The organism is Priestia endophytica (genome assembly GCF_026790145.1).
In the GTDB taxonomy this organism is placed as follows: domain Bacteria; phylum Bacillota; class Bacilli; order Bacillales; family Bacillaceae_H; genus Bacillus_I; species Bacillus_I endophytica_A.
Map to the genome: position 1 here is coordinate 27,340 of NZ_JALAMS010000028.1, position 25,665 is coordinate 53,004.

Consider the following 25,665-nt stretch of genomic DNA (forward strand, 5'->3'; position numbering starts at 1 on the left):
CGCCTTTATTAATGTATTTTATCCCTTATAAAGGAGAGGATTTTATGAAAATTGCTATTGCTGGAGGAACAGGATTTGTCGGTTCTAAGCTTGCTGATAAGCTCATATCCGAACATCATGCTGTTTACATTTTAACACGAAATAAAGAAAAAGCTTCGACAACGCCTCACTTGCATTATGTTCCATGGCTCACAAAAGGAACAACTCCTGAGGTTGAGCTAGATGGTGTTGATGCTATTATAAATCTTGCTGGAGCGTCCATTCAAAATAGATGGACAGCAAAAAATAAACGCTCTATTTTTGATAGTCGGGTTGCAGCGACGAAGTCAATTGTTCATATGATTCAAAAAATGAAACTGCCACCGAAAGTTCTCATAAATGGAAGTGCTGTTGGATACTATGGAACTTCTGAAACAGCCGTATTTACGGAAGATTCTCCTTCACAAGGAGAGGATTTTCTCGCAAAAACAGTAAAACAGTGGGAACATGAAGCTGAAAAGGCAGAGAAATATGGAGTAAGAACAGTTTTCACCCGTTTTGGCATTGTGCTAGGAAATGACGGAGGTGCGTTTCCAATGATGAAAATGCCGTACAAAATAGGAGTTGGCGGAACGATTGGCACTGGAGAACAGTGGGTATCATGGGTGCATATTGAAGATGTCGTTAATATTCTCCAGTTTTGTATAAATGAAAACATTAGCGGCCCTGTTAATGTCACCTCCCCACAACCAGTTCGAATGAAAACATTCGGAATGGAGCTTGGTACATCTCTAAATAGGCCTCACTGGTTAAAAGTACCGAGTCCAGCTATTAAAGGTGTACTCGGTGAAATGAGCATACTCGTCTTAGAAGGCCAAAAAGCCTTGCCAAAGAAACTTGAAGAACACGGCTATGAGTTTTCGTATAAAGAAATAAGAGAAGCATTTAATACTCTAAAGAAAAGATAATCTTCAATATTTTAAAGGTTATTTTTTCTTCTATCATGGTAAAATAGGTAAAAAACTACAGGGGCTAAAACTATGAAGAAAATCTTGTTCAAAAATGCATCTGTTTTTCCAATTACAAGCGAGATGTTACCAAAAGGCGATGTGCTTGTTGTTGGCAATAAAATTGAAGATGTTAGATCAAGCATTGAGTTAACTGAAGAAATGGAAGTTATCGATTGTAAAGGATTGTTTCTATTCCCAGGGTTTATTGATGTTCATACACATCTTGGTCTTTACGATGAAGGAACTGGTTGGGCGGGAAATGATGCGAACGAAACCATTGAACCCCTAACCCCTCATATCCGAGCATTTGACAGCGTTCATCCGCTTGATTCAGGGTTCGCTGATGCAATTGAATATGGCATCACAACCGTTCACGTTATGCCTGGAAGCATGAATGTAATAGGTGGTACAACATCTGTTATTAAAACAGGTGCCAAAAACATTACAGATTTACTTATGAAAGAAACAGCAGGTCTAAAAATTGCGCTTGGTGAAAACCCAAAACGTATTCACAGTCAAGGAAACAAAGACTCAATTACACGAATGGGCATCATGGGAATGTTGCGAGAAGCTTTCTATGAAGCAAAATATACAGATAACCCAGATAGCTTACGCATCCAGCCACTTGTAAAAGCATTGAATCGTGAAATTCCTGTACGTATTCATGCACATAGAGCTGATGATATTTTGTCGGCTCTTCGCTTTGCTGATGAATTTGAACTTGATTTACGAATAGAACACTGTACAGAAGGGCATCTCATTACTTCTGCCTTAGGAGGACAAAATTTAAAAGTTTCCGTAGGCCCAACATTAACACGCCGTTCAAAAGTTGAACTCCGTAATAAGAGCTGGAAAACTTATAGTGCCCTAACAGAACAAAATGTTGAAGTTTCTATTACAACAGACCACCCTTACACACCTGTTCAATATCTAAATATATGTGCCTCCCTTGCTGTTCGGGAAGGTTTAGATGTGCAAAAAGCACTTGAAGGTATTACTATTTTCCCTGCTCGAAACTTAGGCATCGATAATAAAGTTGGCAGCATTGAAAAAGGAAAAGATGCAGATCTTGTTCTGTGGAATTATCATCCCTTCCATTACTTAGCAAAGCCTTTTTTAACAATGATTGGTGGAGAAATTTTCTTTAAAAAAAATTAACATTTTGCCTATTCCTTTTTACAAAAAACTTTAGTATTATATCTAAGAAGTTTTCATTTACGACCTTAAGATTTTGCTGAATATCTTTTTTCACAGCCTAAAAAAAGATATTCATTTCTACTAAAAGTCGTCACTTTTTTTAGTCAATACTGTTTTCTGGAAATGGGAAGGCAAATGGTGCGCCACCAAGTTTTACTTGGTTCTAGTGGGTTCGATTCCCACCCCGAAATTTTTTTAAACTTATAAAAAAATTTCGAGGGTGGTTTTTTAGCATGCTATCATTCTGCCCTCGCATGGAGGGGAACCCTATGTTAAAAAAACGTGATTTACATGATTGTCAAAATTTATATGAGCTTATGGTGCATCCAGAAGTCTTCCCTTTTGTGCGTCATAAACCGGCGTCCTATGATGAATTTATTTTCATAACAAAACAGCTTCTTGAAGCAGAAGAACGAGGAGAGCTTATATCACGAACAATTACAGATGAATGGGGTGCTCCAATTGGCACCATTAATCTATTCGATATTGAAGAGGGAGCAGGATTTCTCGGCACTTGGCTTGGTAAACCATATCATGGAAAAGGATATAACCAAGTAGCAAAAGATGCTTTCTTTGATGAACTATTCTATGAGCTTGGAATGGAGCGTATCTTTATGAAAATTCGAAAAAGCAATATTCGTTCCATTAAAGCAGCTGAAAAACTTCCATACGTTATTAATGCAAATGAACTTTATAAAAGCTTATATGATGAAATTAATGAAAAAGAAGATACGTATCACCTTTTTGCTATTCCAAAAGATCTCTACACTCTTTATCGCTTACGTCAACAAGACGAAGAACAGCAAGCAAAAGAGGCATAACAAGCAGTCAAATGACTGCTTGTTTGTTTAGAATAAATTCATAATAATACTAATGACAACGATTATCCCGATAATCATTAAAATGGTCCGAATCATCCTATCTTTCCTTTCGTTTAAAGATATTGAAAATGGATAAACTAAAACTATAACAGTTTGGAGGGATCTTCTATGGCAGAAAAAAAGAAACATGATCGCTTATCAAGAAATACACTTTCAAGTTCACAGCAAGTAACATACTCACATGAATTTAAAATGGCAGATCGAGCAGGCGGCTTTACACCAAAACGCTCAAAATAATCTTATTTCTTCACACATATGTTGTCCTTTCTTAACGCAAACTATTTGTTGAAACGCACTATTTCTACGTTAAGAAAGGAGAATTTTTTATGAAAGATAAAGAACAAGAGAACTATTATAAAGAAAAATTAAAAATGCCAAAGCATGTAAAACCAGACGGTCATGATATTGAGTATTCAGATGAATTAGCTGATACAGAAGATTTAAAAGCAAAGGAACGCTCCATTGCTTCTCATAAGCGCCAGAAAAACCAGTAGTCATTCTACTTATACACAATATAATCCACAATTTTAAGAAAATTGTGGATTATATTGTGTATTACTTGTTTTTGGAGCTTTTTAATGGGGACAAGAATGGGGACAAAAATACCTTTTTCATCCACAAAACTGTGGATAATGTGTATAAAGTTGTTAATATTCAGACTTTACCCGCTGTTTTTAGTGAAAATTCTTGTGGATAACTAAAAAAGAAGCCTTGAAGGCTTCTTTTTTAGTTTGCATCTACCACTTTACCTCTTGAAAGGACTTTCTTAGTTAAGCTTACGTTCATCTCTTTTGCAAACTGCTTTAATGTTCTTTCTTCACGCTGTGTAACAATAGAAACAACTGTTCCTTCTTTTCCACCACGTCCTGTTCGACCTGAACGATGTGTATATTGAGTCACATCTTGTGGAAAATCAACATGAATCACGTGAGTTAAACCTTCTACATCTAACCCACGTGCAGCTACATCTGTTGCTAATAAAAGAGGAATGTCTCCTTTACGAAGCATTTTTAGAGCTATTGCACGTTCTTCTTTTTTCGCTTCACTATGCAAAACACCAAGCGAAATGCCTTTATAATCTAACTTTTCAGCAGCAACAACAAGATTCCCGATATCACGTACAAACCCAAGTGCTTTCACTTTCTCAGCATGAAGAAACTTACGTAGCACATCAAGCTTTTCTCGCCCTTCACAAACAAAATAAATATGTTCTACTTTTGCCGCTGTAAGCTCATCACGCTCAATTTTAAAGATGTGTGGCTCTCCGCTCATTAAGTCATCTGCAAGCTGCTCTGATTTTCCTGCTAACGTTGCTGAAAACAATAAGACTTGACGTTCACTTAGCGAAGATTTGATAATATCCTGAACAGTACTAATGTGTTCTGGAATAAGAAGTTGGTCCCCTTCATCAATGACAATTGTCTTCACTTCATGCATCTTGAACTTCTTCATTTTAATTAGTTCATTAACACGGCCAGGTGTTCCAAATGCAATATGTGGACGGTTTTTCTTCAATTTCTCAACTTGACGTTTTACGTTAGCTCCTCCAATAAATGAGCCAACTTTCACATCACTTCCTTTTGTCCACTTTTGAGCTTCTTCAAAAATTTGCATAACTAACTCTTGTGAGGAAGCGAGGACAACAGCTTGAATATGTGGCTTGCTTGGATCAATCTTCTCAATTAAAGGAAGTAGGTAAGCAAGTGTTTTTCCTGTTCCAGTTGGGGACTTTGCAATAACGTCTCCACCCTCTAGAATTGCAGGGATAGCCTTCTTTTGAATGCCTGTTGGTGCTTCAAATCCTGCTTCTTCCCACTTTTCTTGCAAAAACGGCTGAAATGATGATAAAAATTCTTGGTCTTTCATGAAATTCTCCTTTATTTACAATCTAAGTTTTTCATCTATTGGTAAATTTATTTCTTGCTCTTTTCGTTCAATAATAAGTCTATAGTTTCTTAACCCTTTTCTATAGTAACAGGAGATATACAAAAGGGAAATAATCAACAGTCGTTTTCTTTCCCTTTTAGGTACGAGAATATGTAATAGGTTGTACAAAAAGAATGCTTTGTGCTCCCTTCTACACCTAGCAAAAAAAAGACGATAAAGGAAATAGGCTCAGGTAAAAATAAGCTTATTCCTCTATCTTTTGCTTTACGACCCGAAAATAGCAACTTGTTGACCTTGCAAGAAGAACGTTTGGTTTCTCCACTTTAGCGTATTTAATACATATCCTAAAGCATCTGCATTATAGCGACCCGCAATTCGCTGATAAGCTAAAAGCTCATACACGCCATCTCGATCGAAGTCCACAGGATACAATCCACTAATTGGATTGACAAACCCACTCATGGGCTCTTTTAATGTTCCATCACTATTATATATCTCGTCTAAATATTGCTTATCTCTTGTCGAAATATCAATGATGTATTTTTTCTGATTCCGCTCGCTTATGACCTCTACTTTTTTATCGTTTTTATACGTGACTTCATACTTATAGTAGTCATTATATACATTTGAATCAAAAATTAGCCGAGGTGTGAGGTTTACAAATGAATAGAGGTTATGATACATCATTCCACCGCTTCCCCCTGAATCAATGCTTACTAAAATATCAGCTATTTTATCTCCTGTAACATCTCCCACAAATAATGATGGACCATATCCCTCATCTTCTGTTAATGGTACGCTTACTATCTTTCCTGTTCTACCATCTTTCACAAGGAGACGAAGATGCTGAATAAAGGGACTATCAGCCGTCTTCTCCCCGACTAACGAGATATAATCTGGCACCTTATCTCCTGTGACATCTCCTGTTGTAAAGGCTACAGTGCTTAGATGTTGTCTAAAATAGTGCATAGTCTTCTCCTTTTCAAATCATTTTGTATCAGTATATGGGCGAAAAAGAGATGTTGCGACTAAAAAAGGGAACAAGAAATATCTTATTCCCTTTGCTATTTCAAGCTCAGTGTTGTCACACTTTCGACGTGTGCTGTTTGAGGAAACATGTCCACAGGCTGAATGCGCTCTACTTTATAGAGTTTTGTTAATATCTTAACATCTTTAGCAAGAGTTGATGGATTACATGAAACGTATACGACTTTTTTCGGCTTGACGTCTAAAATGGTTTTTAGAAGTTTTTCATCACACCCTGTGCGAGGGGGATCGACAACAACGACATCTGGTTTCCAACCTTCTTTTACCCATTTCGGCATCCAATACTCAGCTTTTCCAACTACATAATGAGCATTGTCATAGCCTTTTGCTTTGGCATTTTTATTAGCGTCGACGATGGAATCTTCAATAACGTCCATGCCGCGGATTTCACCTGCTTCATCAGCAAGCCAAAGACCAATCGTTCCGACGCCACAGTAAGCATCTACAATTTTTTCTTTTCCTGTTAAATCAGCTTCTTTTTTCACTTCGTTATAAAGTTTAACAGTTTGCGTTGGATTCAACTGGAAGAAAGCACGAGCTGATAAGTCAAAAGACAAGTCGCCAAGTACTTCCTCAATGGTTTCTTTTCCGTCTAACGTAAATGTCTTATCTCCAAAAATCAGTGACGTTTTTTGACCGTTCACATTTTGCATAATGGATTTCACTTCTGGAAGGCGCTTTTTCACTTCTTGAATAAGAAGATCTTTTTTAGGAAGCTCTTCTTGAGAAGTAATAAGAACAAGCTGTACTTCTCCTGTTGAAACTCCAATACGAGTCACTATTGTACGAACAAGCCCCTTACGTTTACGTTCATCATAAATCGAAATTTTCAAATCTTGAAGAATTTGTTTTACATTGTTAATCACTTTCGTTGTTTCAGGACGCTGTACAATACACTCGTTAATATTAATAAGACGATGCGAATTTGCCCCGTAAAGACCTGCGATTACTTTTCCTTTTAACAGTCCTACTTGGAACTGAGCTTTGTTGCGATACTTCCATGGCTCTTCCATTCCAATTGTTTGTTCAAGCTTTTTCTCTAAATTGCGTACATTACCATGACGTTCAAATGCCTGAACAACAATGTCTCGTTTGGCTTTCAACTGCCCTTCATAGCTTAAATGCTGAAGCTGACAGCCGCCACATTTTTCATAAATTGGACATGGAGCTTTGACACGTTCGTCAGACATTTTGCGTATGCGTTTCACACGTCCTTCGGCAAATTTATGTTTTACATTCGTAATTTCCGCGATAACTTCCTCATTTGGAAGCGCCCCTGGAACAAACACGACTTGCTTTTTAAAATACCCAACACCTTCTCCATTAATGCCGAGTCTTTTGATTGTAAGTGGAACATGTTGTCCAACTTTTACTTTCATCTCAACCTTTTCTCTCTTCTGATTTGTCTTCAAAAGGTTGCACCTCCTTTAATGTTATTCAATACTTTTCCATAAATACAAGCTTGCATAACTTAAATATGGAGCCCACCCCTCACTAAGTTCATCCATTTGTAAAAGGGTTGGCCGCTTTTCTAAGTTAAAAAGCTTAGCAACAGCGGTCTGTAAGCCAAGATCTGCTTTCGGAAATAAGTTTTCTCGTCCACATCCCGCCATTAAGAAATTTTGCGCTGTCCACGGACCAATACCGCGAATTTCAACTAAAGTTTTAACAACCTCTTCATCAGGAAGCTCTTGTAAAGCTTCCAGAGACAAAGTTCCTGAAACAATCTCCCTAGAGACACCAAGAATATATTCTGCTTTACGCTCGCTTAATCCAATTTCACGGAGTTCTTCAATAGAGCGAGCAACAATTGCTTCTGGCTCTGGGTAGACAAAAACTTCGTCTATCATTGTCCCGAATGTTCTTACAAAGCGAGCTGTTAAAAGATCTGCAACTTTCATACTTACTTGCTGATGAATAATATTTTTCACTAAACATCCATAAAGGTTAAATTCACAAACAAGCGGAGATCCGCGAAACTTTTTAAAAAGTGGCGCTAGACTTGTTTCTTTAAAATGATCTTCTACTTTTTGTAAGTCTCGATCAAACTGAAAAATGCGTGAGAGCTCTTCCATAACTGCTTTTTCATCTAGAGAATCTTCACTATAGATAACACACGAAGGCTCTTCGACAGTTCCAGTACTTTTTATATAAACAACAGTAGGGATATTATGAATCCGTAATGGTACTTTCATCCCTTTGTAGTCATGATCAATGTTGTGTAAAGAATCCAGAGAAAGACGGGTAAAAACGTGGGTAAAATCATATGGGGATTTTAATTTCTTTTCTATTCTCATTTCCCTTCCCCCCTCCTTTTTGTCAACCTTATAATAGTAAACGAACTAGGGGCTAAAACGCAAATAGGAAAAGCCTGCTTAGTCAGCAGACTTCTCCTTTTGCTTTTCATTTACTAAATGATCTAAAGATTTGAATTTATAGCCTTGCTTTTTCAAATCAATGATGGCACGCTCAAGTGCTTCAGCATTGTCTTTTGACACCGTATGAAGCAAAATGACAGCCCCTGGATGGATTTGTTCCATAATATTATCGTATGCATAACGCCATCCTTTTTGCTGATCTGTTTTCCAGTCCACAAATGCAACAGACCAAAAAACTGTCGTATATCCTTCATTACGAGCTACTTCTAAAACACGCTCACTAAAAACCCCTCTTGGTGGTCTTAAATAGCGCATCTCTTTTTTTCTAGTGAGTTTTGTATATTCATCTTTTACACATTTAAGCTCTTTTTTTAATCGTTCATCACTTACTTGTGTAAAATCTGGATGATGCCAAGAATGGTTTCCAACAATATGGCCTTCTTTCGCCATTCGCTTTACAAGTGAAGGCTCACTCTCTAGAAACTGACCTGTCACAAAAAACGTTGCTGTGACATTCTGTTTTTTCAAAACATCTAAAACACCTGATGTATATCCATTTTCATAACCGTTATCAAAAGTTAGATAGACATTTTTGTCTTTACCAACGTAAAAAGACTTTTGCCTTTTCAACATTTCTTCATACTGCTTTCCAACTTCAGGTTTTACATGATCTTTGTTTTTCGCAAATCCCCAGTTGTAAGGTGTGTTCGAAGAACTTGCTGAGATACTCATTGGCAATGCTAACATCATGCATAGCACGAGAAGAAAATAACGCATCCCCTAGTCCCCTTTCAGTCATTTACTGTTAGTTTGGACTTTGAGTCAGCAAGTTCATGCACACCATTATTTGACTGCTTTTACTTCCAGTCTTTTTTGAACTGTTCACACTTTAGCTGAAGGTCGTCCATCATGCCAATAAGGCGGTCAATATCTTCAATGTCAGCATTTTCTGCCTCTAAAGAGTCCAGTACGTGCATAAACATATCAAGACGGGTTCTTAAATACTGAAGCTGCGCTTCTTTATCGTGAATTGCATTGCCCATTTTCACACTCTCCCTTCACATTCTTAATGGTAGCGAATGATTTCAGCATTGACAACTAAAAGCGGATAATTCCATAATAATCGTTAGTGCCCTTTATTTAGTTTGATGAAATAATGTGAGAGACAGGTTCTCTTTTTAAAGGAGTTTTTATGATGAAACAAACGGTTTTAAAACCGATAACCCCACAGTACGACCCGTGGGAAGCTTATTTAGATACCGAGGAGTTTGGTAAACCAACATTAACAAACGTCGAGTTTACAACAACTACTCTTTGTAATATGCGCTGTGAACACTGTGCTGTTGGTTACACATTACAACCAAAAGATGATCCAGCTCTTCCATTAGATTTGTTAATTCAGCGACTAGAGGAAATTCCTCATCTTCGTTCTATTAGCATTACAGGTGGAGAGCCAATGCTTTCTCTTTCATCTGTAAAAAATTACGTTGTACCGCTATTAAAGTATGCACACGAGCGTGGTGTGCGCACGCAAATCAATTCGAACTTAACGTTAGATTTATCTCGTTATGAGCTTATTATTCCATACTTGGACGTTTTACATATTTCTCATAACTGGGGAACGATGGATGAGTTTGTTGAAGGCGGATTTGCGATGATGGAGCGCAAACCAACGTATAAGCAGCGTGCAAAATATTTTGAGAAAATGATTGAGAATAGTCGAGCCCTTGCAAAAGCAGGTGTTATGGTTTCTGCGGAAACTATGTTAAACAAGCGAACGCTACCATACATGAAAGATATTCACCATCAAATTGTTAACGAAATGAAGTGTGGCCGACACGAAGTTCACCCCATGTATCCGAGTGACTTTGCAAGTGCTCTTGAAACCCTTTCTCTAAAAGACATGAGAAAAGCGATTCACGATTTGTTAGACGTTCGAGATGAAAATGTATGGATGCTGTTTGGAACGCTTCCTTTTTATCCTTGTAGCTCAAATGAAGAAGATTTATCACTTTTAAAACGTCTTCATAGTGCTAAAAATGTTACAGTTCGAAACGATCCTGATGGCCGTTCACGACTAAACGTCAGCATTTTTTCTGGAGATATTATCGTCACAGATTTCGGAGATACGCCAGCACTTGGAAATATTCAGGACACAAAACTTCTAGATGCTTTCCAAACATGGCAAAATTCTAATATCTCAAAAGAAATAAGCTGTCACTGTCCAGCGGTGAAATGTCTTGGACCAAATATTTTAGTACGTGATTCTTATTACAAAGATACAGATTTTACAAAACTGTCTTCCAACCTATAAAAAAGGTGCTCAACTGAGCACCTTTTTTTATGAAACATGATACATAAAAGATAAGTGATCTTGAACAGGGATCCAAGCTCCAATTCCTTGTGATGTAACATTCTTCACGACAATTGTTCGCTTCGTTCCTTTAATAACAAGATACACTTCCCCATATGTGACTTTCCCCTTTTCACTTACAGCGGGAACATATGAGTGAAGCTGAGCAAATTTCTTTGCTGGTACCGTATATTCTCTTTCTTTTTTCGTTCCTGCCCCAACAATTGTCGTAAAAGCAAGAGGGAGCTTTGTTTTTTCTTGCGCTTTTAAAAGCATCATCTTTTTTACTTCGTCCCCGTTTGGGATGTCAGCTGTTAATCCACCTTTAACTTGCTTTTGCTGTTCTTGTCTGTAATACATTTTAGCAGGACTTTCAACTCCTCGGTTATCGTAACGGTTCGTATTAATATTCTGATACTCCCAGTTCGTATTTGTTTCATCTGACTGATAGTTCAGTGCCCATTCCCCTAAATAGACCGTTGCCTTGAAACCAAGTGAAAGAGGATTAGAAGAAATAGAAGACTCGTTTAACATGCGAATAAGGTCTGGACTTTCAATCTTAACATTTGATGTTTCGATAAGCTCTTTTGTAAGCTCACTAGGCTGTAAAGAAGGAGAATCATGGTTTGAATTAGGATACGTGTTCTCTTTCCCAATGTTTAACGTAGCCCCTGGAATTTCAACGCCACTGCTTCCTTTTTTCTTTCCTTCAGCAGAAATTGAGGAAACTCCTCCAAATACAAGTAGAAAAATAAGAAAGCTTAACACTACTTTACGAAGCATTCTAACACTCCTTTCAACAATAAGAAATTCCTTTGTTCGTAGTTTTTTCTTATCCCTATTTTTTTATCCGTAACATTCTTTCTTAAAATAAATAGAAACCAATTCCAATAATTACATACGCACCCAATAACATAGCTCCTTCAAACCAATTCGTATCTCCATCGTTTGATACAATTACGGTTAAAAACACTGCGGAAAACATAGCGATGAGCTCTGGATAAGAAAAAACTAAAGGCATTGACTCTTGAAACAAGAGAGATAATAATACAAGCACTGGAGCTACAAACATAGCAACTTGAAGTGTTGAACCAATCGCAATTTCAACAGCAACGTCCATTCGATTTTTATAAGCCATAAGAACAGCAGAAATATGTTCAGCTGCATTCCCTACAATAGCTACGATAATTACTCCAATGAATAACTCGCTCCATCCAAAACTTTCTCCAACAATTTTAAATGTCTCCACAAGACTTTCTGAAATATAAGCAACAGCAATTGTTGCTAATGCGAGGATTACAAATGCTCGTTTTGCCGTCCATTCTGCTGTTTCCTCTTCATGAGTAACGTTTTGCTCTTCTTGTGTATAAACGCCTCTGTGTGTGACAAGACGAAACAAAAGAGCAGCAAGATAAAGAAAAATGAGGATGATAGAAGTCCCAATGCTAAGACTAATAGCATTTTGCTCTGACATGCCTTTTGAAAATACTTCTGGAATAACAAAAGCGACCATAACAGAGAAAACAAGCAATCCTGAATTGTGACGCGCATCATAGACATTAAACGTCTGTCTTTTAAATTTCAGTCCCCCAACAAAAAAAGAAAGACCGCCAACGAGTAAAAGATTTCCTAACACAGATCCCGTTAACGATGCTAGTACTATTGTGACAAGTCCAGCTTTTAAGGAGAAAATTGAAATAATTAATTCAACAGCATTTCCAAATGTCGCATTTAAAAGCCCTCCAATTCGTGGGCCTGTTACAATTGCAAGACTTTCTGTTGCCCTCCCCATATAGCTTGCTAGAGCAATAATTGTCAAACAATATACTCCAAACATAACAAGTGGAGAAAAATGTAGAAGATGACCAATAACTGAGAGCGGAACCCCAATAATTGTAATAATAAGAAAGACTTTATTAATCAAACAAACTGCCTCCCTTCATAGCTTTTCACTTCATATATCTACGTTATTTTGAACTAATCTTTCACTTATTATGAAGAAGATTTTAGGAAGTGTGTTTAAAACAGTGAAAACTAGGAAAATTAAAGACGAAAAGAAGGCTTATTTACGATGAGTGAAGCTTTGAAAGAACATGTATTGTCTATCCTAAACAATTATAAAGTAGGAACGCTAGCAACGATTCGGAACGATCAACCATTCTCTCGCTTTATGATGTTTTTCCATGAAGAGCTTGTACTTTATACAGCAACAAACGAAGAAACTCATAAAGCAGAGGATATTGAGAAAAATCCCCATGTTCATATTCTGCTAAGAAAAGAAGATTCATGGAATAGTCCATATGTTGAAATTGAAGCAGAAGCAACAGTTGAAGAAACAAAAGCATTAAAAGAAAAATTTTGGAACGAACAGTTGAAGGAATGGATTAATAGTCTAGAGGATCCAAACTATCTTCTTCTTCAACTGACACCAAAAAAGATTTATTACTACGAAAAACCTGGAAATAAAGCTCAAGTTCTATAAATAAAGAGGTGCTCAATATGAGCACCTCTTTATTTATAAATTGAAAAGCTTTCAGTAATGCTTATACTTCCTTGCACAGATTGAATCATCGGACATACTTTTTTAGATAATTGGATAAATCTTTTAATTTCTTCTTCTTTTAAGGCAGTACCTCTTAACAAATAATGAAGATGAACATGTTCAAGACGTTTGATAAGACCAGTACTTCTCTTTTCCTTTGTTTCTATTTTCATATCTGTTATAGCTATCCCTTTTCTTTCTAACGTAGAGAGTAAAACTTCTCCACTGCACGAAGCAATTGATGCAATCATGAGTTCTGAGGGAGAAAACGTTCTTTTATTACTCCCTGATATATATAATCTGTTATGTTCCTTTTCTGTACTAAAACACCCTTCACTTTTTTGTAACTCCATTTCTTCACCTCTTTTCTCCCTTATATCACGGCTGACAGCTTCATACAATGAGCGGAAAAATATTTTTTTCAAAAAAAAGATACACATTTTCCTTTCTCTGTTATATAATAAAAGTAAGTAAAATAAACTGTATTAAAACAGAAAAGAGGAGATGGAGAATATGAGCAGACAAGAACGGAAAAATATGATCGAATTTATTTCAAGAGTAAGACCAGTAGATATGGAGCTTTTCATGTACATGACGGATGCTGATCTTGAGCAAGTTTATAACACAACTTATTTTTATCATGAAGAAATTGCAGAATAAAAACCTAAATTAAAATAATTATTAAGTTATAATATTTCCCTTTTAGTAAATAAGTGATATACTATAAAAAACAAAGTTAGAAACAAGAGATTTCCTATAGGTTTTATAGTTGGTGCTGCTATCACATGATAGCAGCACCACTGTGTTTTTTAAGGGAATGATTTTGATTCTAATTCTCAATTAGCTAAGGGGGAATGAAAATGGAAAGAGAGGCAGTTGTACAATCAGCACCACAACAGCCGATGAATGAGCGTCCATCTTTTCTAGTTTTACATGGAGAAATGACGGCTGCTATTGTAAGTGGAATCTTAATTGTGATCGGTTGGGTCTTGATGAATCAAGACTACAGTGAATTTGGTATTGGAAGTTTTATTTTAGCTTATGTAATTGGTGGATTTGCTAAAGCAAAAGAAGGAATTGAAGAAACAATCAAGGAAAAAGAGCTGAACGTAGAAATGCTCATGCTCCTTGCTGCAATTGGATCAGCTATTATCGGTTATTGGCTTGAAGGAGCTCTTCTAATTTTCATTTTTGCTTTAAGCGGAGCTCTTGAAACTTACACAATGAACAGAAGCGAACGAGAGCTAACCTCATTAATGGAACTTCAGCCAGAAGAAGCAACAGTTCTTTATGAAGGAAAAGAAAAAACAGTTTCTCTTCCTAACATAAAGAAAGGTGATATTCTTTTAATTAAACCAGGTGAGCGCGTACCACTTGACGGCACTATTTTAAGTGGTCAAACGTCCATTGACCAAGCTGCCATTACAGGTGAAGCCGTTCCTGTTTTCAAAGAGATTGGTAGTGAAGTATATGCAGGAACTGTTAATGTAAACGGAGCTGTTACAGTAGAAGTCACAAAGCCTGCCAAAGATACACTTTTCCAAAAAATTATTACACTTGTTCAGCAAGCCCAAAATGAAAAGTCTCCTTCACAGCTTTTTATTGAAAAATTTGAGTCTGTCTATGTGAAAGCAGTATTAATTATTGTAGCGCTTATGATGTTTTTACCTCATTTTCTTTTAGACTGGAGCTGGACAGAGACATTTTATCGCGCCATGATTTTGCTTGTTGTTGCATCTCCTTGTGCACTTGTAGCAGCTATTACACCTGCTTCCCTTTCCGCTATTTCCTACGGAGCTCGGCATGGAATTCTATTTAAAAGTGGTTTGCATCTCGAACGATTGGCTCATCTTGAAGCAATTGCCTTTGATAAAACAGGCACGCTCACAAAAGGGACGCCAGCTGTCACAGACGTTGTAACAAGAGAAGACGTATCAGAAGAAGAGTTCCTTTACATAGTTGCTTCTATTGAGCGCTACTCACATCACCCGCTTGCACAGTCAATTGTGCAACATGCTCAATCGAAGATAACAAAGGAGCTAAAACAGCCAGAACAACTTGAAGACGTGCCTGGATTTGGTGTCATCGGCTCTCTTAATAACCAAGAAATCAAAATTGGAAAAAGGGAATTTTTCGACGAAGAGGCTCATGCATTTCGTCCTAATCTTTTAGAAAGTTTTGCGACAGAAGGAAAAACAGTTGTGTATGCAAAAGATGCTCAAGGAATTATTGGAATGATTGCTTTAAAAGACATGGTTCGCCCAGAAGCAAAAGAGGCCATTTCTGTTTTAAACGAACTTGGTATTAAAACTGTTATGCTTACAGGTGACAGTGAAAAAACAGCCTCTGCTATTAGTAAAGAATGCTCTGTTGAAAACTATATCGCAGGCTGCTTACCAGAAGAAAAAGTAACACATGTAAAAGCTCTAAAACAAGAGCACGAAACTGTTGCAATGGTTGGAGACGGCATTAACGATGCCCCGGCTCTTGCTCATGCAAACATCGGAATTGCAATGGGAGAAGGAACAGATGTAGCGCTTGAAACAGCTGATATTGTTCTTATGAAAAATAACTTATCTAAAATTGCTCAAGCTGTTAAGTTGTCCAAAAAAATGAACGCTATCGTAAAACAAAATATCATCTTTTCGATCAGCATTATTGTACTGTTAATTTGCTCAAACTTTCTTCAATTTTTAGATCTTCCTCTTGGAGTAATCGGTCATGAAGGCAGTACAATTCTTGTTATCTTAAACGGATTACGCCTTCTTAAAAACTAAAGAAAAAGCGCTCAGATGAGCGCTTTTTTATTTAATGGTAGCCATTTTGACCATTTTGACTGCCGCTTGTTTTATGTTTTGGAGATTGTTTTGAATTTTGTTTATTATGGCTTCCGCCTTTTTTTGTATGCTTGCTCATCTCTATCTCTCCTTTATAAGAACTTTCTCTTATAGTATAGGAAAGAGAGCATAGAACATTCATGAAGAACATTGGTTAATCCTCTAGTTCTATCCTCTCCTGATAAATTCCGTTAACTTCTCCTCCAAGCACAAGAATGATACCTGATAAGTACAGCCAGATCATCAACACGATGACACCTCCAAGACTTCCGTACATAGCACTATAATTACTAAAATTGTTCACATAGTACGAAAAAGCAAGCGAAGAAAAGGACCACCCTACTGTCGTGAAAATGGCCCCTGGTACTACTTGTGACAACCTTAGGCGTTTACTTGGAGCAAATAGGTATAAGAATGTAAAAACAATAAATAAAATGGCAATACTCACAATCCATCTAAGCATATTCCAAACGTCTAAAAATTCTTCTGAAGCTCCAAAAGAAGAGAAAAAGTAAACGCCGATCGCTTTTCCGAATACAGGAAGAAGCAATGCAATAACAATTACAAAAATCATTGCTATAGTAAGTAAGATAGCAATTGCTCTCGCTATAAGGAAAGAACGAGTTTCTTTTACATTATAGGCTCTGTTTAACGCTCGAATAATCGCGTTGATACCGTTAGAGGCAGACCAAACTGTCGCAATCGCCCCAAATGATAAGAGCGATGTATTTTGCTTACTCAATACGTTTTGAACGTTATGCTCAATTAAATAGAGTGATTCCTCAGGAGCAAATTGACGCACAAGAGCAAGCAAATCATCCCCTTGAAAAGGTAAAAAGGCAATAAGTGTGAACATGAAAATTAAAAATGGAAAAAGAGAGAGAAGCAGAAAATAAGCAAGTTCAGCAGATAAATTAAGCACTTCATCTCTATGAAACCGAAGAAACATCTCCTTGATAAATGGCTGATGTTTAACACTTTTTTTCATTTTTTCTCTCCTTCATTTTTGGCTCATTGTTTCGGTTCTTCGCCTCTCCATTTCTCAATAACCTCTTTTGTATCATGAATAGCTTCTAACACAGGAGGAGTTGCTTCCTTTAGATCATCCCACTTATCATTTAAATATGAAACATCATCTGCAAGCTTATTGAAAAGATCTCTTGTGTCTTCATACACAATCTTCAACTCTTCTGAGACTTCACGAGGATTTTTAATTGCCCATGTTGTATAGCTTACGGCTTTTTTTCCTTTTTGAATCACATATTGGCGCGTCTCCCGATCAGCCATAGCTGCTCCTGCACCAATTAAAGCTCCAAGCGCCATTTTCGTTAACATTCTTCCTCCTATGCTCATTACACTTCCTCCTTTTTCAAATCTTTCAAAATAATCTCATCTAGTAGACGTGCACAACCTTCTTTTACAAGATCATATACTTCCTCAAAGTTTCCAGTAAAATACGGATCAGGAACATCATCAACTTTTCCTTGTGGTACAAAGTCCAATAAACGTCCAATATATCCTGTTTTATTGTATTGAGCTAGACGATGTAGATTCCCTATATTCTCTGCATCCATCCCAATAATATAATCAAAGTTCCCTAAGTCCTCTTCTTTCACTTGACGAGCTTTAATCCCTTCACTGCTTATGCTGTTTTGTTTTAAGATATGAAGAGTTCCTTCATGCGGAGATTTCCCAATATGATAATTACCTGTCCCAGCTGAGTCTATTTCTATGATATGTTGCAAATTCTTTTTTTTGACTAAATCTCGAAAAACTGCTTCCGCCATTGGGGAACGGCAAATGTTCCCTAAACACACGAACAATACACGAATCATCAAACTCCTCCTTTTTGTTAACTTGACTCTATAATCCCATAGAATGTCTATGTTCTACAATATTTAACCCTTCTTCTTCTCTCCTAGAAATTCAATCCTTGCTTCTTTTCTGTTCTCTTTCCATGTTACAATAAACAAAAGCTTTTAATACGAAAGGATGACAGGCGTGAATTTGCAAGAGAAATCAGCAGAGAATATTAAGTATATGGTTGAAAAAATCAGCCAGAAGTTAAACATTATGAATATGGGTGTTATGAAACCAGAGCAGTTTGATGAAGAATCTTATGAAGAACTTCGTGAAATTTATGAGATGGTAGAAGCCAAGCGTCAGTTTAGTCCAAGTGAAATGCAAGCCATTGCTACAGAGCTTGGTACATTACGCAAATAAGTAAAACAAAAAAACCTCTTACGCCTAGTATGCGTAAGAGGTTTTTTGTTCTATACTTATTTTCCGATAAACATTTGTGTCCAATATGTTGAATTACCATCTTCTACATAACCAACACCCATATGAGTAAAGCTAGGATTTAGAATGTTTTTGCGGTGTCCATCACTGTTCATCCAAGCATTCATTACTTCTTCTGGTGTTTGTTGGCCTTTAGCAATGTTTTCTCCAGCTGATTTATATTCGATACCAAATTGCTTCATCATATCAAATGGTGAACCATATGTTGGAGAAGTATGATCAAAATATCCTTTTGCTTTCATATCTTCTGACTTTTTAGTTGCAACATCGCTTAGTTCTTTATCTAATGTTACAGGTTTAAGGCCCTGCTTCTCTCTCTCTTTATTTACAAGCTGAACAACTTGTTCTGCATATTGACTAGAATCAGATGATTCTGCTTGATTTTCTGCAGCATTTGTTTGTTTCTCTGTTGGTGCTGCTGTTTTTGTTTGTTTCTCTGTTGTTGGTGCTGCTGTTTTTGTCACATCACCACTATTTACTGTACTGCCATCACAAGGTACTGTATAGCTGTACGTATGTTCTTTCATTTGTGAGTTTTGCACAGATGCTGCATCAGCCTGCCCTGTTGCACCGACAATTCCTAGTGACATCACACCTGCGACTGTTAATACACGAAGTTTCTTCATAAAATAATACCTCCTATATTTTTTGACCCCCTCACGTTCTTCATTGTGCAAAAAAACTAGTAAACTATCAACCTTTATAAGCTACCAATACTTTCTAGAAAAATACAAAAAAGAGCTAACCCCCTTGATATAGAAAGGGTATAGCTCTTTTTCCAGTTCATCATGCTAATTTATTCCTTTTATAAGCTTTCTATAATGAAAAAGTTTTTTCAGCGTAAGAAAACCTCAATAAATTATATCAGGATAATATTTTTAATGATTTCCTTGTAAATGCCGGGATATCATCAGGTGTTCTGCTTGTTACAAGTTGGTTTTGACAAACGACAACTTCTTTGTCTTGGAATGATGCCCCTGCATTTTCAAGGTCTACTTGAATAGATTTGAATCCTGTTACGCCACGGTCTTTTAACGTTTTTGCTGTAATTAATAGCTGTGGACCATGACAGATTGCTAGAACAGGTTTTTCATCATCCATAAATGATTTTGCAAAAGCTACGAAACGGTCGTCTGCTCTCAACATATCTGGTGAGAAACCACCAGGGATGAATAAAGCATCGTATTGAGATGGATCTGCATCCTCAATACTTTGATCAATTGTCACTGTTGCCTCTCCTTGCTTTCCTTTTACATCTTTGCCTTTTTCAGCACCGATTACTGTTAATTCATGTCCTTCTTCTTTAAATGATTTAGCTGGATCTGTGTACTCTACATCTTCGAAATAATCTGTTAGTACTACTGCAATTTTTTTACCCATAATAACTTCACTCCTAAATAAAATTGTTTTATGTCTATAATTAATCTACCCGCTAAGATTTCAATTAAACGTGCCGTTTTATTCAACTCTCTCAATTTAAAAAACCAGCTCACATTGTGAGCTGGTTTTCATTTTTCTTTTATAAGACTGCTTGCTCTTGTTCAACATCGAGCATAAGTTTTGGACCGAAAAATTCATAATGGATACAATCTGCTGGTACGCCGTTTTTATACAAAGCATCTACAACTTGTTCCATAAATCCCTTTGGTCCACAAACATAATAGTGAGCATTTGGTTGTATGAGGTTATGGTTGATCCATTCTTCATTAATTCTTCCATTAAAATAATGTTCCCCACACGCTTCAGTTGGTTTGGAATAGAAATTATAGGCTTTAAACGAATGTTTATCCATAATCTCTTGTACATGATCATAGAAAGGATGTAAGTTTCGATTACATGAGCTTTGAACAAACGTCATATTTCCACTATACTTTTGGTCTACCAACGTTTCAAGCATACTCATTAGCGGTGTTACACCTACGCCACCACCAAGAAAAACAAGCGGCTCCCCATGATGCTCTTGTAAAGCAAATTCACCCGCTGGTACACTAATTTGAAGAAGGTCTCCAACCTGCACATCTTCATGAAGGTAGCATGATACTTTTCCTTCTTTCTTTACAGAAATGCGTAAGTACTGCTTGTTCGGAATGGATGAAACACTATATTGTCTTACATGTGTGTATTCTTCATTTGGAATATGTGCTTCAATACTGATGTACTGACCAGGTAAAAAAGCAGGAAGGGACTTCCCATCTTCTTTTTCTAGATAAAAGGATGTAACAAGCTCACTTTCTTTTTCTTTACGAACAACTTTAAATGGAGCAAATCCTTTCCATCCTTCTCCTTTTTCAGCTTCTTCGTACATTGTGTTTTCAACATCAATAAATGCTTTAGCAATTACACCATAAGCTTGTTCCCATGCTTGTAGTACTTCATCTGTTGCAGCGTCTCCAAGTACTTCTTTAATAGCTTTTAACAAGTACTCCCCAACGATTGGATAATGCTCTTTCTGTACACCAACACTGCGATGTTTATGAGCAATTTGGACAACAGCACCTGTAATATTTTCTAATTTGTCAATATTAACGGCAGCAGCATATACAGCTGTTGCTAAAGACCGAGGCTGCTCACCTGTCTTTTGGTTTGTATGATTAAATACGTTCAGCAATTGTGGATAGTCTTCAAAAAGACGCTTGTAAAAACATTTTGTAATCTCTTCTCCTCTTTCAGCAAGAATAGGAGCTGTACTTTTTATAATTTTAATAACAGATTCATTTAACATTATTCATCACACCTTCAGTGGGATTTTTTAACTTCAGATTGATTGTACATCGAAATAGTCTAAAAAGATATATATAAAATACATCTTTAAAATATTTGTCACATTTAGCTTTAAAAATTAAACATGCTATTATAGTAGATAAGAATAAAAGGAAAGAGGCTGTTCCATGAGATTAACACAGTATACGGATTATTCTTTGCGCGTTCTCATTTATTTAGGGTTGCGTGATCAACATAAACTAAGCAACATTAAGGAAATTGCAGAGTCTTATAACATCTCCAAAAATCATCTAATGAAGGTGACTCATCAGCTCGGACAAATGGGTTTGATTAAAACTGTTCGAGGACGAAATGGGGGCATCGCTCTTAACAAAGCTCCGCAAGATATTAATATTGGAGACGTTGTAGCTCAAACAGAAGAAGATTTTCAAATTGTTGAATGCTTCCAGCAAAATAGCTGCTGTGCAATCTCCTCTGCCTGCAAGTTAAAAGGTGTTTTAAGGGAAGCGCTAAAAGCTTTTTTAGCTGTTCTCAAGCAGTATACATTAGAAGATTTAATTCAAAACGAAGCAGAACTTTACTTTTTACTTCAAACAGAAAAGACAACGAAAAAATAAGTTGTCTTTTTTATACATATAAATTATTTAAATATTGAGAATTTTACCTCCGTATAATACAATAAGATTAAAGCTTGTCTCTTATTATGAGGTTTGTTTACTCTAAAAGTAAATTTCGCCCGTAATATCCGCAGCGAGCAGGAGGAACTTTTGTGTTCAAAAACGATACTGTTTATATTATTGGAGATGCGAAAACATCTTCAAATAATCCGATTACGCAAAAATATAATGCTTTTTTTATCGCGCTTGTTGTAGAGCGCTCAACAGGGATGATTATAGATGCAGACTGTTCAGCTACTATTCCTCTTACGTCAGCATTTGTTAAGTCCATTCTCATTTATAAAAACATTCAAGATTATGAAGAACTATGTGCTGAAATTCAAAATCGTTATTTCGGATCTTCCCAAAAAGCATTAACAATAGCGCTTAAAAATGCGCTCATTAAATATAATAGTTTAAAATAATTAGTGCTGCTTGATCTGTTTCACGCAGATGAAATCCAGCCTTTAGAGGACGCTTTCTTCTAAGGGCTGGATTTTTTCATTTTATTTTAAGGAGGAGCTTTTATGATTGAAAATGGGTTCTTATATGTGAGCATTTTAATTGCCTTTACAGCTGTTGTTGCGCTTGCTGAAAGCAAAATTAAAAGCAAGTTTTTTAAATACGTACCAGGCATTGTGCTGATTTATATCGGCTGTACCCTTATGCAAACATTTGGGCTGTTTGGCACGAGTGACTCAATGGATAGCACTTATAATTCCTTAAGAGGCGCTCTTCTACCTGCTATGCTGATGCTTATGCTTTTACACTGTGATTTACGGAAGCTGTTTAAACTTGGGCCTAAGATGTTGCTTACTTTCTTTGCAGCCTCTTTTAGTATCATCGCGGGATTTGCCATTACCTTTGCTCTTTTGCAAAGTTTTTATGCACCTGGTACTGATAAAGCGTTCGCAGCACTAAGCGGAAGCTGGACAGGTGGTTCTGCCAATATGGTGGTCCTTCAAGATATTTTAAATGTTCCAGAAGGCATTTTCGGCTACGCGCTTATTATGGACACGATTAACTATTCCATTTGGGTAATGTTTATGTTCTGGCTTGTGCCTTTTGCAAAAGTTTTTAATAAGTGGACAAAAACAGATACAAAGTACTTAGACCAAGTGACGGCAGAGCTTGCTGCTTCATCTGAAGAAAGCGAATCTAAAAATATCGGCTTTGTTGAAATGCTTGGGATGCTTGCACTCGGACTTTTCGTAGCCGCAATTTCAACAACAATTGGAAATAGGCTTCCTGAGCTTGGGGAAGCTGTAAATGGGACAACATGGACCATCGTTATTGCATCTTTTGTAGGTGTTATGCTTGCTATGACGAAAGTAGCAAAAATTCCTGGTTCAATGGAGTTATCAAAAGTGATGCTTTATATCGTCATTGCACTTATTGCTTCGCATGCAGACTTCTCACAGATTTTACAAGCTCCTATCTACATTTTATCTGGTTTTATGATTCTGTTATTTCATGCTTTAATCATGATTCTTCTAGCCAAAATTTTCAAACTTGATTTATTCACAATGGGTGTTGCTTCTCTTGCTAACGTAGGAGGAATTGCGTCAGCACCTATTCTAGCAGGAGCTTTTCATCGCTCATTAATTCCAATTGGCATCATTATGGCCATTATGGGCAGCTTTTTTGGTACGTATTTTGGCCTTATTACAAACTTTATTCTTTCCAAACTATAAGAAAGGATGAACAAAATGAAAATCGAGACGCTCTCTCTCCATACAAAGGTTATTCCATTGAAAAAACCGTTTAAGACGGCTCTACGCACTGTAACATCAATTGAAAACGTGTTTGTCTTTTTGAAGCTTGAAAACGGCATAGTTGGAATAGGATCAGCAGCTCCAACTGTTGCTATTACAGGAGACAGTACTGAAGGAATCAAAGATATTATTAAAAATGTACTAGCTCCACTTTTAGTAAACAAAGACATTCACGATTTGAACTTTCTTCTAACCGCTATCCAAAATGCGTGTATTGGGAATACAAGTGCTAAAGCAGCCGTTGAAATTGCCCTTTATGATGCCTACAGTAAGCTGTTGGGTCTTCCTTTGTATACGCTACTCGGCGGAAAAAAGACTTTATTAGCAAACGATATGACTGTTAGCGTAGATTCTGCTGAAAACATGGCAAATGAAGCAAAAAAGCTAATTTCTAAAGGATTCTCGATCTTAAAAATTAAAGTGGGGGAAAACGGGGAAAAAGATATAGAACGAATTTTGGCCGTGCGTAAGGCTGTAGGTCCCTCTGTTTCTCTAAGAATTGATGCAAATCAAGGATGGAGAGCAAAAGAAGCGGTCAAAATTATTCAATCACTTGAAAGACAACAGGTAAACCTTACACTTGTAGAGCAACCTGTTGATGCTGCTGACATTGAAGGGCTTAAGTTTGTCAAAGAGAACGTTTTCACTCCTATCATGGCTGATGAAAGTCTTTTTTCAACTAGAGATGCTATTCGTCTCCTTGAGAACAAGGCAGTTGATTTCTTGAATATTAAACTAATGAAAACTGGAGGCATACGAAATGCTCTTACGATTGCCAGCATTGCCCAATCTTATAATGTTGAATGTATGATTGGAAGTATGATGGAAGCTTCCATTAGCGTTGTTGCTGCTGCACATGTAGCAGCAGCCCATCCTAACATTACGATGATTGACCTTGATGCCCCGCTTTGGTTGGAAGATTTAACTGTTGATCATCATATTCTGAAGGAGAAAATCATTTTATCAGAAGACAGCGGGATTGGTATTTCTCACAACTCCCTTTCCATTTCTGTCTAATTTATAGGAGGATTTGCTATGAAAAAAATGTGGGTTTTTATTTTATCTCTGTTATTTTTGTTTTCTTTTTCTTCTGTGACAAAAGCAAAGGAAATGAAAAAAGATGAAGCTTTTGTGAATGTTTCAGTAGCGACACTTTGGACAGAGCCAAACATTGCAAGAAAACTTGATGCCCCTTCTACTTCAAATCCAGTTGATATGAAAAAATGGACTTCGACTATGAGCTATGACGAGAAGTTATGGCTTGTTGGAAATTTAGAAACACAAGCCCTCTATGGCTCAAAAGTGACTATCCTTGAAGAACAAAATGGTTGGGTCAAAGTAGCAGTACATGATCAGCCAACACCTAGAAATGAAAAAGGTTATCCTGGCTGGATGCCTAAAGCTCAACTTTCTAAAAGCCCTTCCTTTTCCGTCTTAAAAGAAAAACGTCCATTTGCTTTAGTAACAGCAAACACTGCACCTCTTTTTAAAGATTTTGCTGAAAAGAAGAAAGGAATAGAAATCAGTTTTAATACAAGACTTCCTGTGCTCAAAGAGAAGAGAAACAAATTACTTGTATACACTCCAAACAGCGGAGCACAATGGCTACGCAAATCTGATGCTTCTATTTATCAAACAGAGCAAGACATTCCAAAGCCAACTGCTGATGATTTAATTCGCTCTGGGAAACAGTTTTTAGGATTGCCATATCTTTGGGCAGGAATGTCTGGATATGGATTTGATTGTTCAGGCTTTACGTACACTCTTTATAAATCACATGGTATCACTATCCCTCGTGATTCCTCTGTCCAAGCAACACACGGAAAGCCTGTTGAACGAGAAGATCTTCAAAAAGGCGATCTTATTTTCTTTGCATATGAAGAAGGGAAAGGGCGTGTGCATCATGTTGGGATGTATATTGGAAATGGTGAAATGATTCATTCTCCTAATACGAGCACAACGGTGAAAATTGATAAAATTGAAACATCTGGATATGGAGAAGAATATGCAGGAGCAAGACGTTACTTACGTTAAAAAAAGGGAATCGAGTCTTGGACTCGGTTCCCTTTTTTTCGATGTATTTCCCGTAAAATAATACTAA

General features: G+C 36.9%; 30 protein-coding genes. 15 read left to right on the top strand and 15 right to left on the bottom strand.

All coding sequences use genetic code 11. The features are described from left to right. The first annotated feature begins 44 nt into the window (after window positions 1-44). The 5 genes from MOC86_RS19275 to MOC86_RS19295 all read left to right on the top strand — a co-directional run bounded on the left by MOC86_RS19275 (window position 45) and on the right by MOC86_RS19295 (window position 3,561). Window positions 45-947 carry a TIGR01777 family oxidoreductase gene (locus MOC86_RS19275; RefSeq protein ID WP_268585607.1) on the top strand — a complete coding sequence of 301 codons (903 nt, stop codon included), beginning with the start codon at window positions 45-47 and terminating at the stop codon, window positions 945-947. Between the two features lie 72 nt (window positions 948-1,019). Continuing rightward, window positions 1,020-2,147 (top strand): amidohydrolase, encoded by a 1,128-nt coding sequence (locus tag MOC86_RS19280; RefSeq protein ID WP_268585609.1) that lies wholly within the window; start codon window positions 1,020-1,022, stop codon window positions 2,145-2,147. Window positions 2,148-2,455: 308 nt separating this feature from the next. After that, entirely contained in the window at window positions 2,456-3,007 is a 552-nt protein-coding gene (locus tag MOC86_RS19285; RefSeq protein WP_019390601.1) for a GNAT family N-acetyltransferase, read from the top strand. 168 nt (window positions 3,008-3,175) lie between these two features. Continuing rightward, a complete protein-coding gene (locus MOC86_RS19290) occupies window positions 3,176-3,304 on the top strand; it encodes a YfhE family protein (RefSeq protein ID WP_074842868.1) in 129 nt (42 codons plus the stop codon). Between the two features lie 89 nt (window positions 3,305-3,393). Continuing rightward, window positions 3,394-3,561 carry a YfhD family protein gene (locus tag MOC86_RS19295; protein ID WP_019390599.1) on the top strand — a complete coding sequence of 56 codons (168 nt, stop codon included), beginning with the start codon at window positions 3,394-3,396 and terminating at the stop codon, window positions 3,559-3,561. A 232-nt stretch (window positions 3,562-3,793) separates the two neighbouring features. Here the strand turns inward: MOC86_RS19295 and MOC86_RS19300 are convergent, their stop codons facing one another. The 6 genes from MOC86_RS19300 to MOC86_RS19325 form a co-directional block, all read right to left on the bottom strand. Further along, a complete protein-coding gene (locus MOC86_RS19300) occupies window positions 3,794-4,933 on the bottom strand; it encodes a DEAD/DEAH box helicase (protein WP_268585611.1) in 1,140 nt (379 codons plus the stop codon). Window positions 4,934-5,218: 285 nt separating this feature from the next. Further along, on the bottom strand, window positions 5,219-5,923 hold the full coding sequence (locus tag MOC86_RS19305; protein ID WP_268585612.1) for a VCBS repeat-containing protein: 705 nt from the start codon (window positions 5,921-5,923) through the stop codon (window positions 5,219-5,221). 95 nt (window positions 5,924-6,018) lie between these two features. After that, the gene (gene rlmD, locus MOC86_RS19310; RefSeq protein ID WP_268585710.1) at window positions 6,019-7,380 is read right to left on the bottom strand and encodes a 23S rRNA (uracil(1939)-C(5))-methyltransferase RlmD; all 1,362 of its coding nucleotides are present in this window, start codon (window positions 7,378-7,380) and stop codon (window positions 6,019-6,021) included. A 54-nt stretch (window positions 7,381-7,434) separates the two neighbouring features. Continuing rightward, complete coding sequence (locus MOC86_RS19315) at window positions 7,435-8,298, bottom strand: DNA-3-methyladenine glycosylase family protein (protein WP_268585613.1); 864 nt, start codon at window positions 8,296-8,298, stop codon at window positions 7,435-7,437. 78 nt (window positions 8,299-8,376) lie between these two features. After that, complete coding sequence (gene pdaA / locus MOC86_RS19320) at window positions 8,377-9,156, bottom strand: delta-lactam-biosynthetic de-N-acetylase (RefSeq protein ID WP_268585614.1); 780 nt, start codon at window positions 9,154-9,156, stop codon at window positions 8,377-8,379. Window positions 9,157-9,236: 80 nt separating this feature from the next. After that, window positions 9,237-9,422, bottom strand: a complete 186-nt coding sequence (locus tag MOC86_RS19325) for an SE1561 family protein (RefSeq protein WP_019390593.1) — start codon at window positions 9,420-9,422, stop codon at window positions 9,237-9,239. 152 nt (window positions 9,423-9,574) lie between these two features. Between MOC86_RS19325 and yfkAB the strand changes: the two genes are divergently transcribed. Then, window positions 9,575-10,693, top strand: coding sequence for a radical SAM/CxCxxxxC motif protein YfkAB (yfkAB, locus tag MOC86_RS19330; protein WP_419146660.1), 1,119 nt, complete (start codon window positions 9,575-9,577; stop codon window positions 10,691-10,693). A 27-nt stretch (window positions 10,694-10,720) separates the two neighbouring features. Here the strand turns inward: yfkAB and MOC86_RS19335 are convergent, their stop codons facing one another. Beyond that, window positions 10,721-11,515 carry a YfkD famly protein gene (locus tag MOC86_RS19335; protein ID WP_268585616.1) on the bottom strand — a complete coding sequence of 265 codons (795 nt, stop codon included), beginning with the start codon at window positions 11,513-11,515 and terminating at the stop codon, window positions 10,721-10,723. 82 nt (window positions 11,516-11,597) lie between these two features. After that, a complete protein-coding gene (gene cax / locus MOC86_RS19340) occupies window positions 11,598-12,656 on the bottom strand; it encodes a calcium/proton exchanger (protein ID WP_268585617.1) in 1,059 nt (352 codons plus the stop codon). A 147-nt stretch (window positions 12,657-12,803) separates the two neighbouring features. Between cax and MOC86_RS19345 the strand changes: the two genes are divergently transcribed. Continuing rightward, on the top strand, window positions 12,804-13,214 hold the full coding sequence (locus MOC86_RS19345; protein WP_268585618.1) for a pyridoxamine 5'-phosphate oxidase family protein: 411 nt from the start codon (window positions 12,804-12,806) through the stop codon (window positions 13,212-13,214). A 29-nt stretch (window positions 13,215-13,243) separates the two neighbouring features. On the opposite strand, the gene MOC86_RS19350 is transcribed toward MOC86_RS19345, so the two are convergent. After that, window positions 13,244-13,627 carry an OsmC family protein gene (locus tag MOC86_RS19350; RefSeq protein ID WP_268585619.1) on the bottom strand — a complete coding sequence of 128 codons (384 nt, stop codon included), beginning with the start codon at window positions 13,625-13,627 and terminating at the stop codon, window positions 13,244-13,246. Window positions 13,628-13,787: 160 nt separating this feature from the next. Here MOC86_RS19350 and MOC86_RS19355 point away from each other — a divergent pair, with 160 nt between their 5' ends. Next, complete coding sequence (locus tag MOC86_RS19355) at window positions 13,788-13,934, top strand: BH0509 family protein (protein ID WP_019390587.1); 147 nt, start codon at window positions 13,788-13,790, stop codon at window positions 13,932-13,934. A 242-nt stretch (window positions 13,935-14,176) separates the two neighbouring features. Next, on the top strand, window positions 14,177-16,051 hold the full coding sequence (locus MOC86_RS19360) for a heavy metal translocating P-type ATPase (protein ID WP_268585711.1): 1,875 nt from the start codon (window positions 14,177-14,179) through the stop codon (window positions 16,049-16,051). A 214-nt stretch (window positions 16,052-16,265) separates the two neighbouring features. Here the strand turns inward: MOC86_RS19360 and MOC86_RS19365 are convergent, their stop codons facing one another. From MOC86_RS19365 to MOC86_RS19375, 3 genes are read right to left on the bottom strand one after another with little or no spacing between them, the layout of a single operon-like run. After that, window positions 16,266-17,099 carry a YihY/virulence factor BrkB family protein gene (locus tag MOC86_RS19365; protein WP_268585621.1) on the bottom strand — a complete coding sequence of 278 codons (834 nt, stop codon included), beginning with the start codon at window positions 17,097-17,099 and terminating at the stop codon, window positions 16,266-16,268. Window positions 17,100-17,122: 23 nt separating this feature from the next. Further along, complete coding sequence (locus MOC86_RS19370) at window positions 17,123-17,464, bottom strand: hypothetical protein (RefSeq protein WP_268585622.1); 342 nt, start codon at window positions 17,462-17,464, stop codon at window positions 17,123-17,125. Then, a complete protein-coding gene (locus MOC86_RS19375; RefSeq protein ID WP_268585624.1) occupies window positions 17,464-17,946 on the bottom strand; it encodes a low molecular weight protein-tyrosine-phosphatase in 483 nt (160 codons plus the stop codon). Before MOC86_RS19375 ends, MOC86_RS19370 begins: the two co-directional genes overlap by 1 nt. Before the next feature lie 166 nt (window positions 17,947-18,112). Between MOC86_RS19375 and MOC86_RS19380 the strand changes: the two genes are divergently transcribed. After that, entirely contained in the window at window positions 18,113-18,334 is a 222-nt protein-coding gene (locus tag MOC86_RS19380) for a DUF1128 domain-containing protein (RefSeq protein WP_019390581.1), read from the top strand. Between the two features lie 56 nt (window positions 18,335-18,390). Here MOC86_RS19380 and MOC86_RS19385 read toward each other — a convergent pair whose 3' ends face one another. The 3 genes from MOC86_RS19385 to hmpA all read right to left on the bottom strand — a co-directional run bounded on the left by MOC86_RS19385 (window position 18,391) and on the right by hmpA (window position 21,134). Continuing rightward, the gene (locus MOC86_RS19385) at window positions 18,391-19,038 is read right to left on the bottom strand and encodes a CAP domain-containing protein (RefSeq protein ID WP_268585625.1); all 648 of its coding nucleotides are present in this window, start codon (window positions 19,036-19,038) and stop codon (window positions 18,391-18,393) included. Between the two features lie 238 nt (window positions 19,039-19,276). Further along, window positions 19,277-19,792 (bottom strand): type 1 glutamine amidotransferase domain-containing protein, encoded by a 516-nt coding sequence (locus MOC86_RS19390; RefSeq protein WP_268585627.1) that lies wholly within the window; start codon window positions 19,790-19,792, stop codon window positions 19,277-19,279. Window positions 19,793-19,931: 139 nt separating this feature from the next. Next, on the bottom strand, window positions 19,932-21,134 hold the full coding sequence (gene hmpA, locus MOC86_RS19395; protein WP_268585628.1) for an NO-inducible flavohemoprotein: 1,203 nt from the start codon (window positions 21,132-21,134) through the stop codon (window positions 19,932-19,934). Between the two features lie 166 nt (window positions 21,135-21,300). Here hmpA and MOC86_RS19400 point away from each other — a divergent pair, with 166 nt between their 5' ends. From MOC86_RS19400 to MOC86_RS19420, 5 genes are all read left to right on the top strand, one after another. Continuing rightward, the gene (locus MOC86_RS19400) at window positions 21,301-21,750 is read left to right on the top strand and encodes an Rrf2 family transcriptional regulator (RefSeq protein ID WP_124051587.1); all 450 of its coding nucleotides are present in this window, start codon (window positions 21,301-21,303) and stop codon (window positions 21,748-21,750) included. Window positions 21,751-21,902: 152 nt separating this feature from the next. Then, window positions 21,903-22,214 (top strand): DUF3870 domain-containing protein, encoded by a 312-nt coding sequence (locus MOC86_RS19405; protein WP_268585630.1) that lies wholly within the window; start codon window positions 21,903-21,905, stop codon window positions 22,212-22,214. 102 nt (window positions 22,215-22,316) lie between these two features. Further along, the gene (locus MOC86_RS19410; protein WP_268585632.1) at window positions 22,317-23,483 is read left to right on the top strand and encodes a DUF819 domain-containing protein; all 1,167 of its coding nucleotides are present in this window, start codon (window positions 22,317-22,319) and stop codon (window positions 23,481-23,483) included. A gap of 15 nt (window positions 23,484-23,498) precedes the next feature. Continuing rightward, window positions 23,499-24,581 carry a dipeptide epimerase gene (locus tag MOC86_RS19415; protein ID WP_268585634.1) on the top strand — a complete coding sequence of 361 codons (1,083 nt, stop codon included), beginning with the start codon at window positions 23,499-23,501 and terminating at the stop codon, window positions 24,579-24,581. Window positions 24,582-24,599: 18 nt separating this feature from the next. Continuing rightward, window positions 24,600-25,598 (top strand): C40 family peptidase, encoded by a 999-nt coding sequence (locus tag MOC86_RS19420; RefSeq protein ID WP_268585635.1) that lies wholly within the window; start codon window positions 24,600-24,602, stop codon window positions 25,596-25,598. Window positions 25,599-25,665 lie beyond the last annotated feature (67 nt).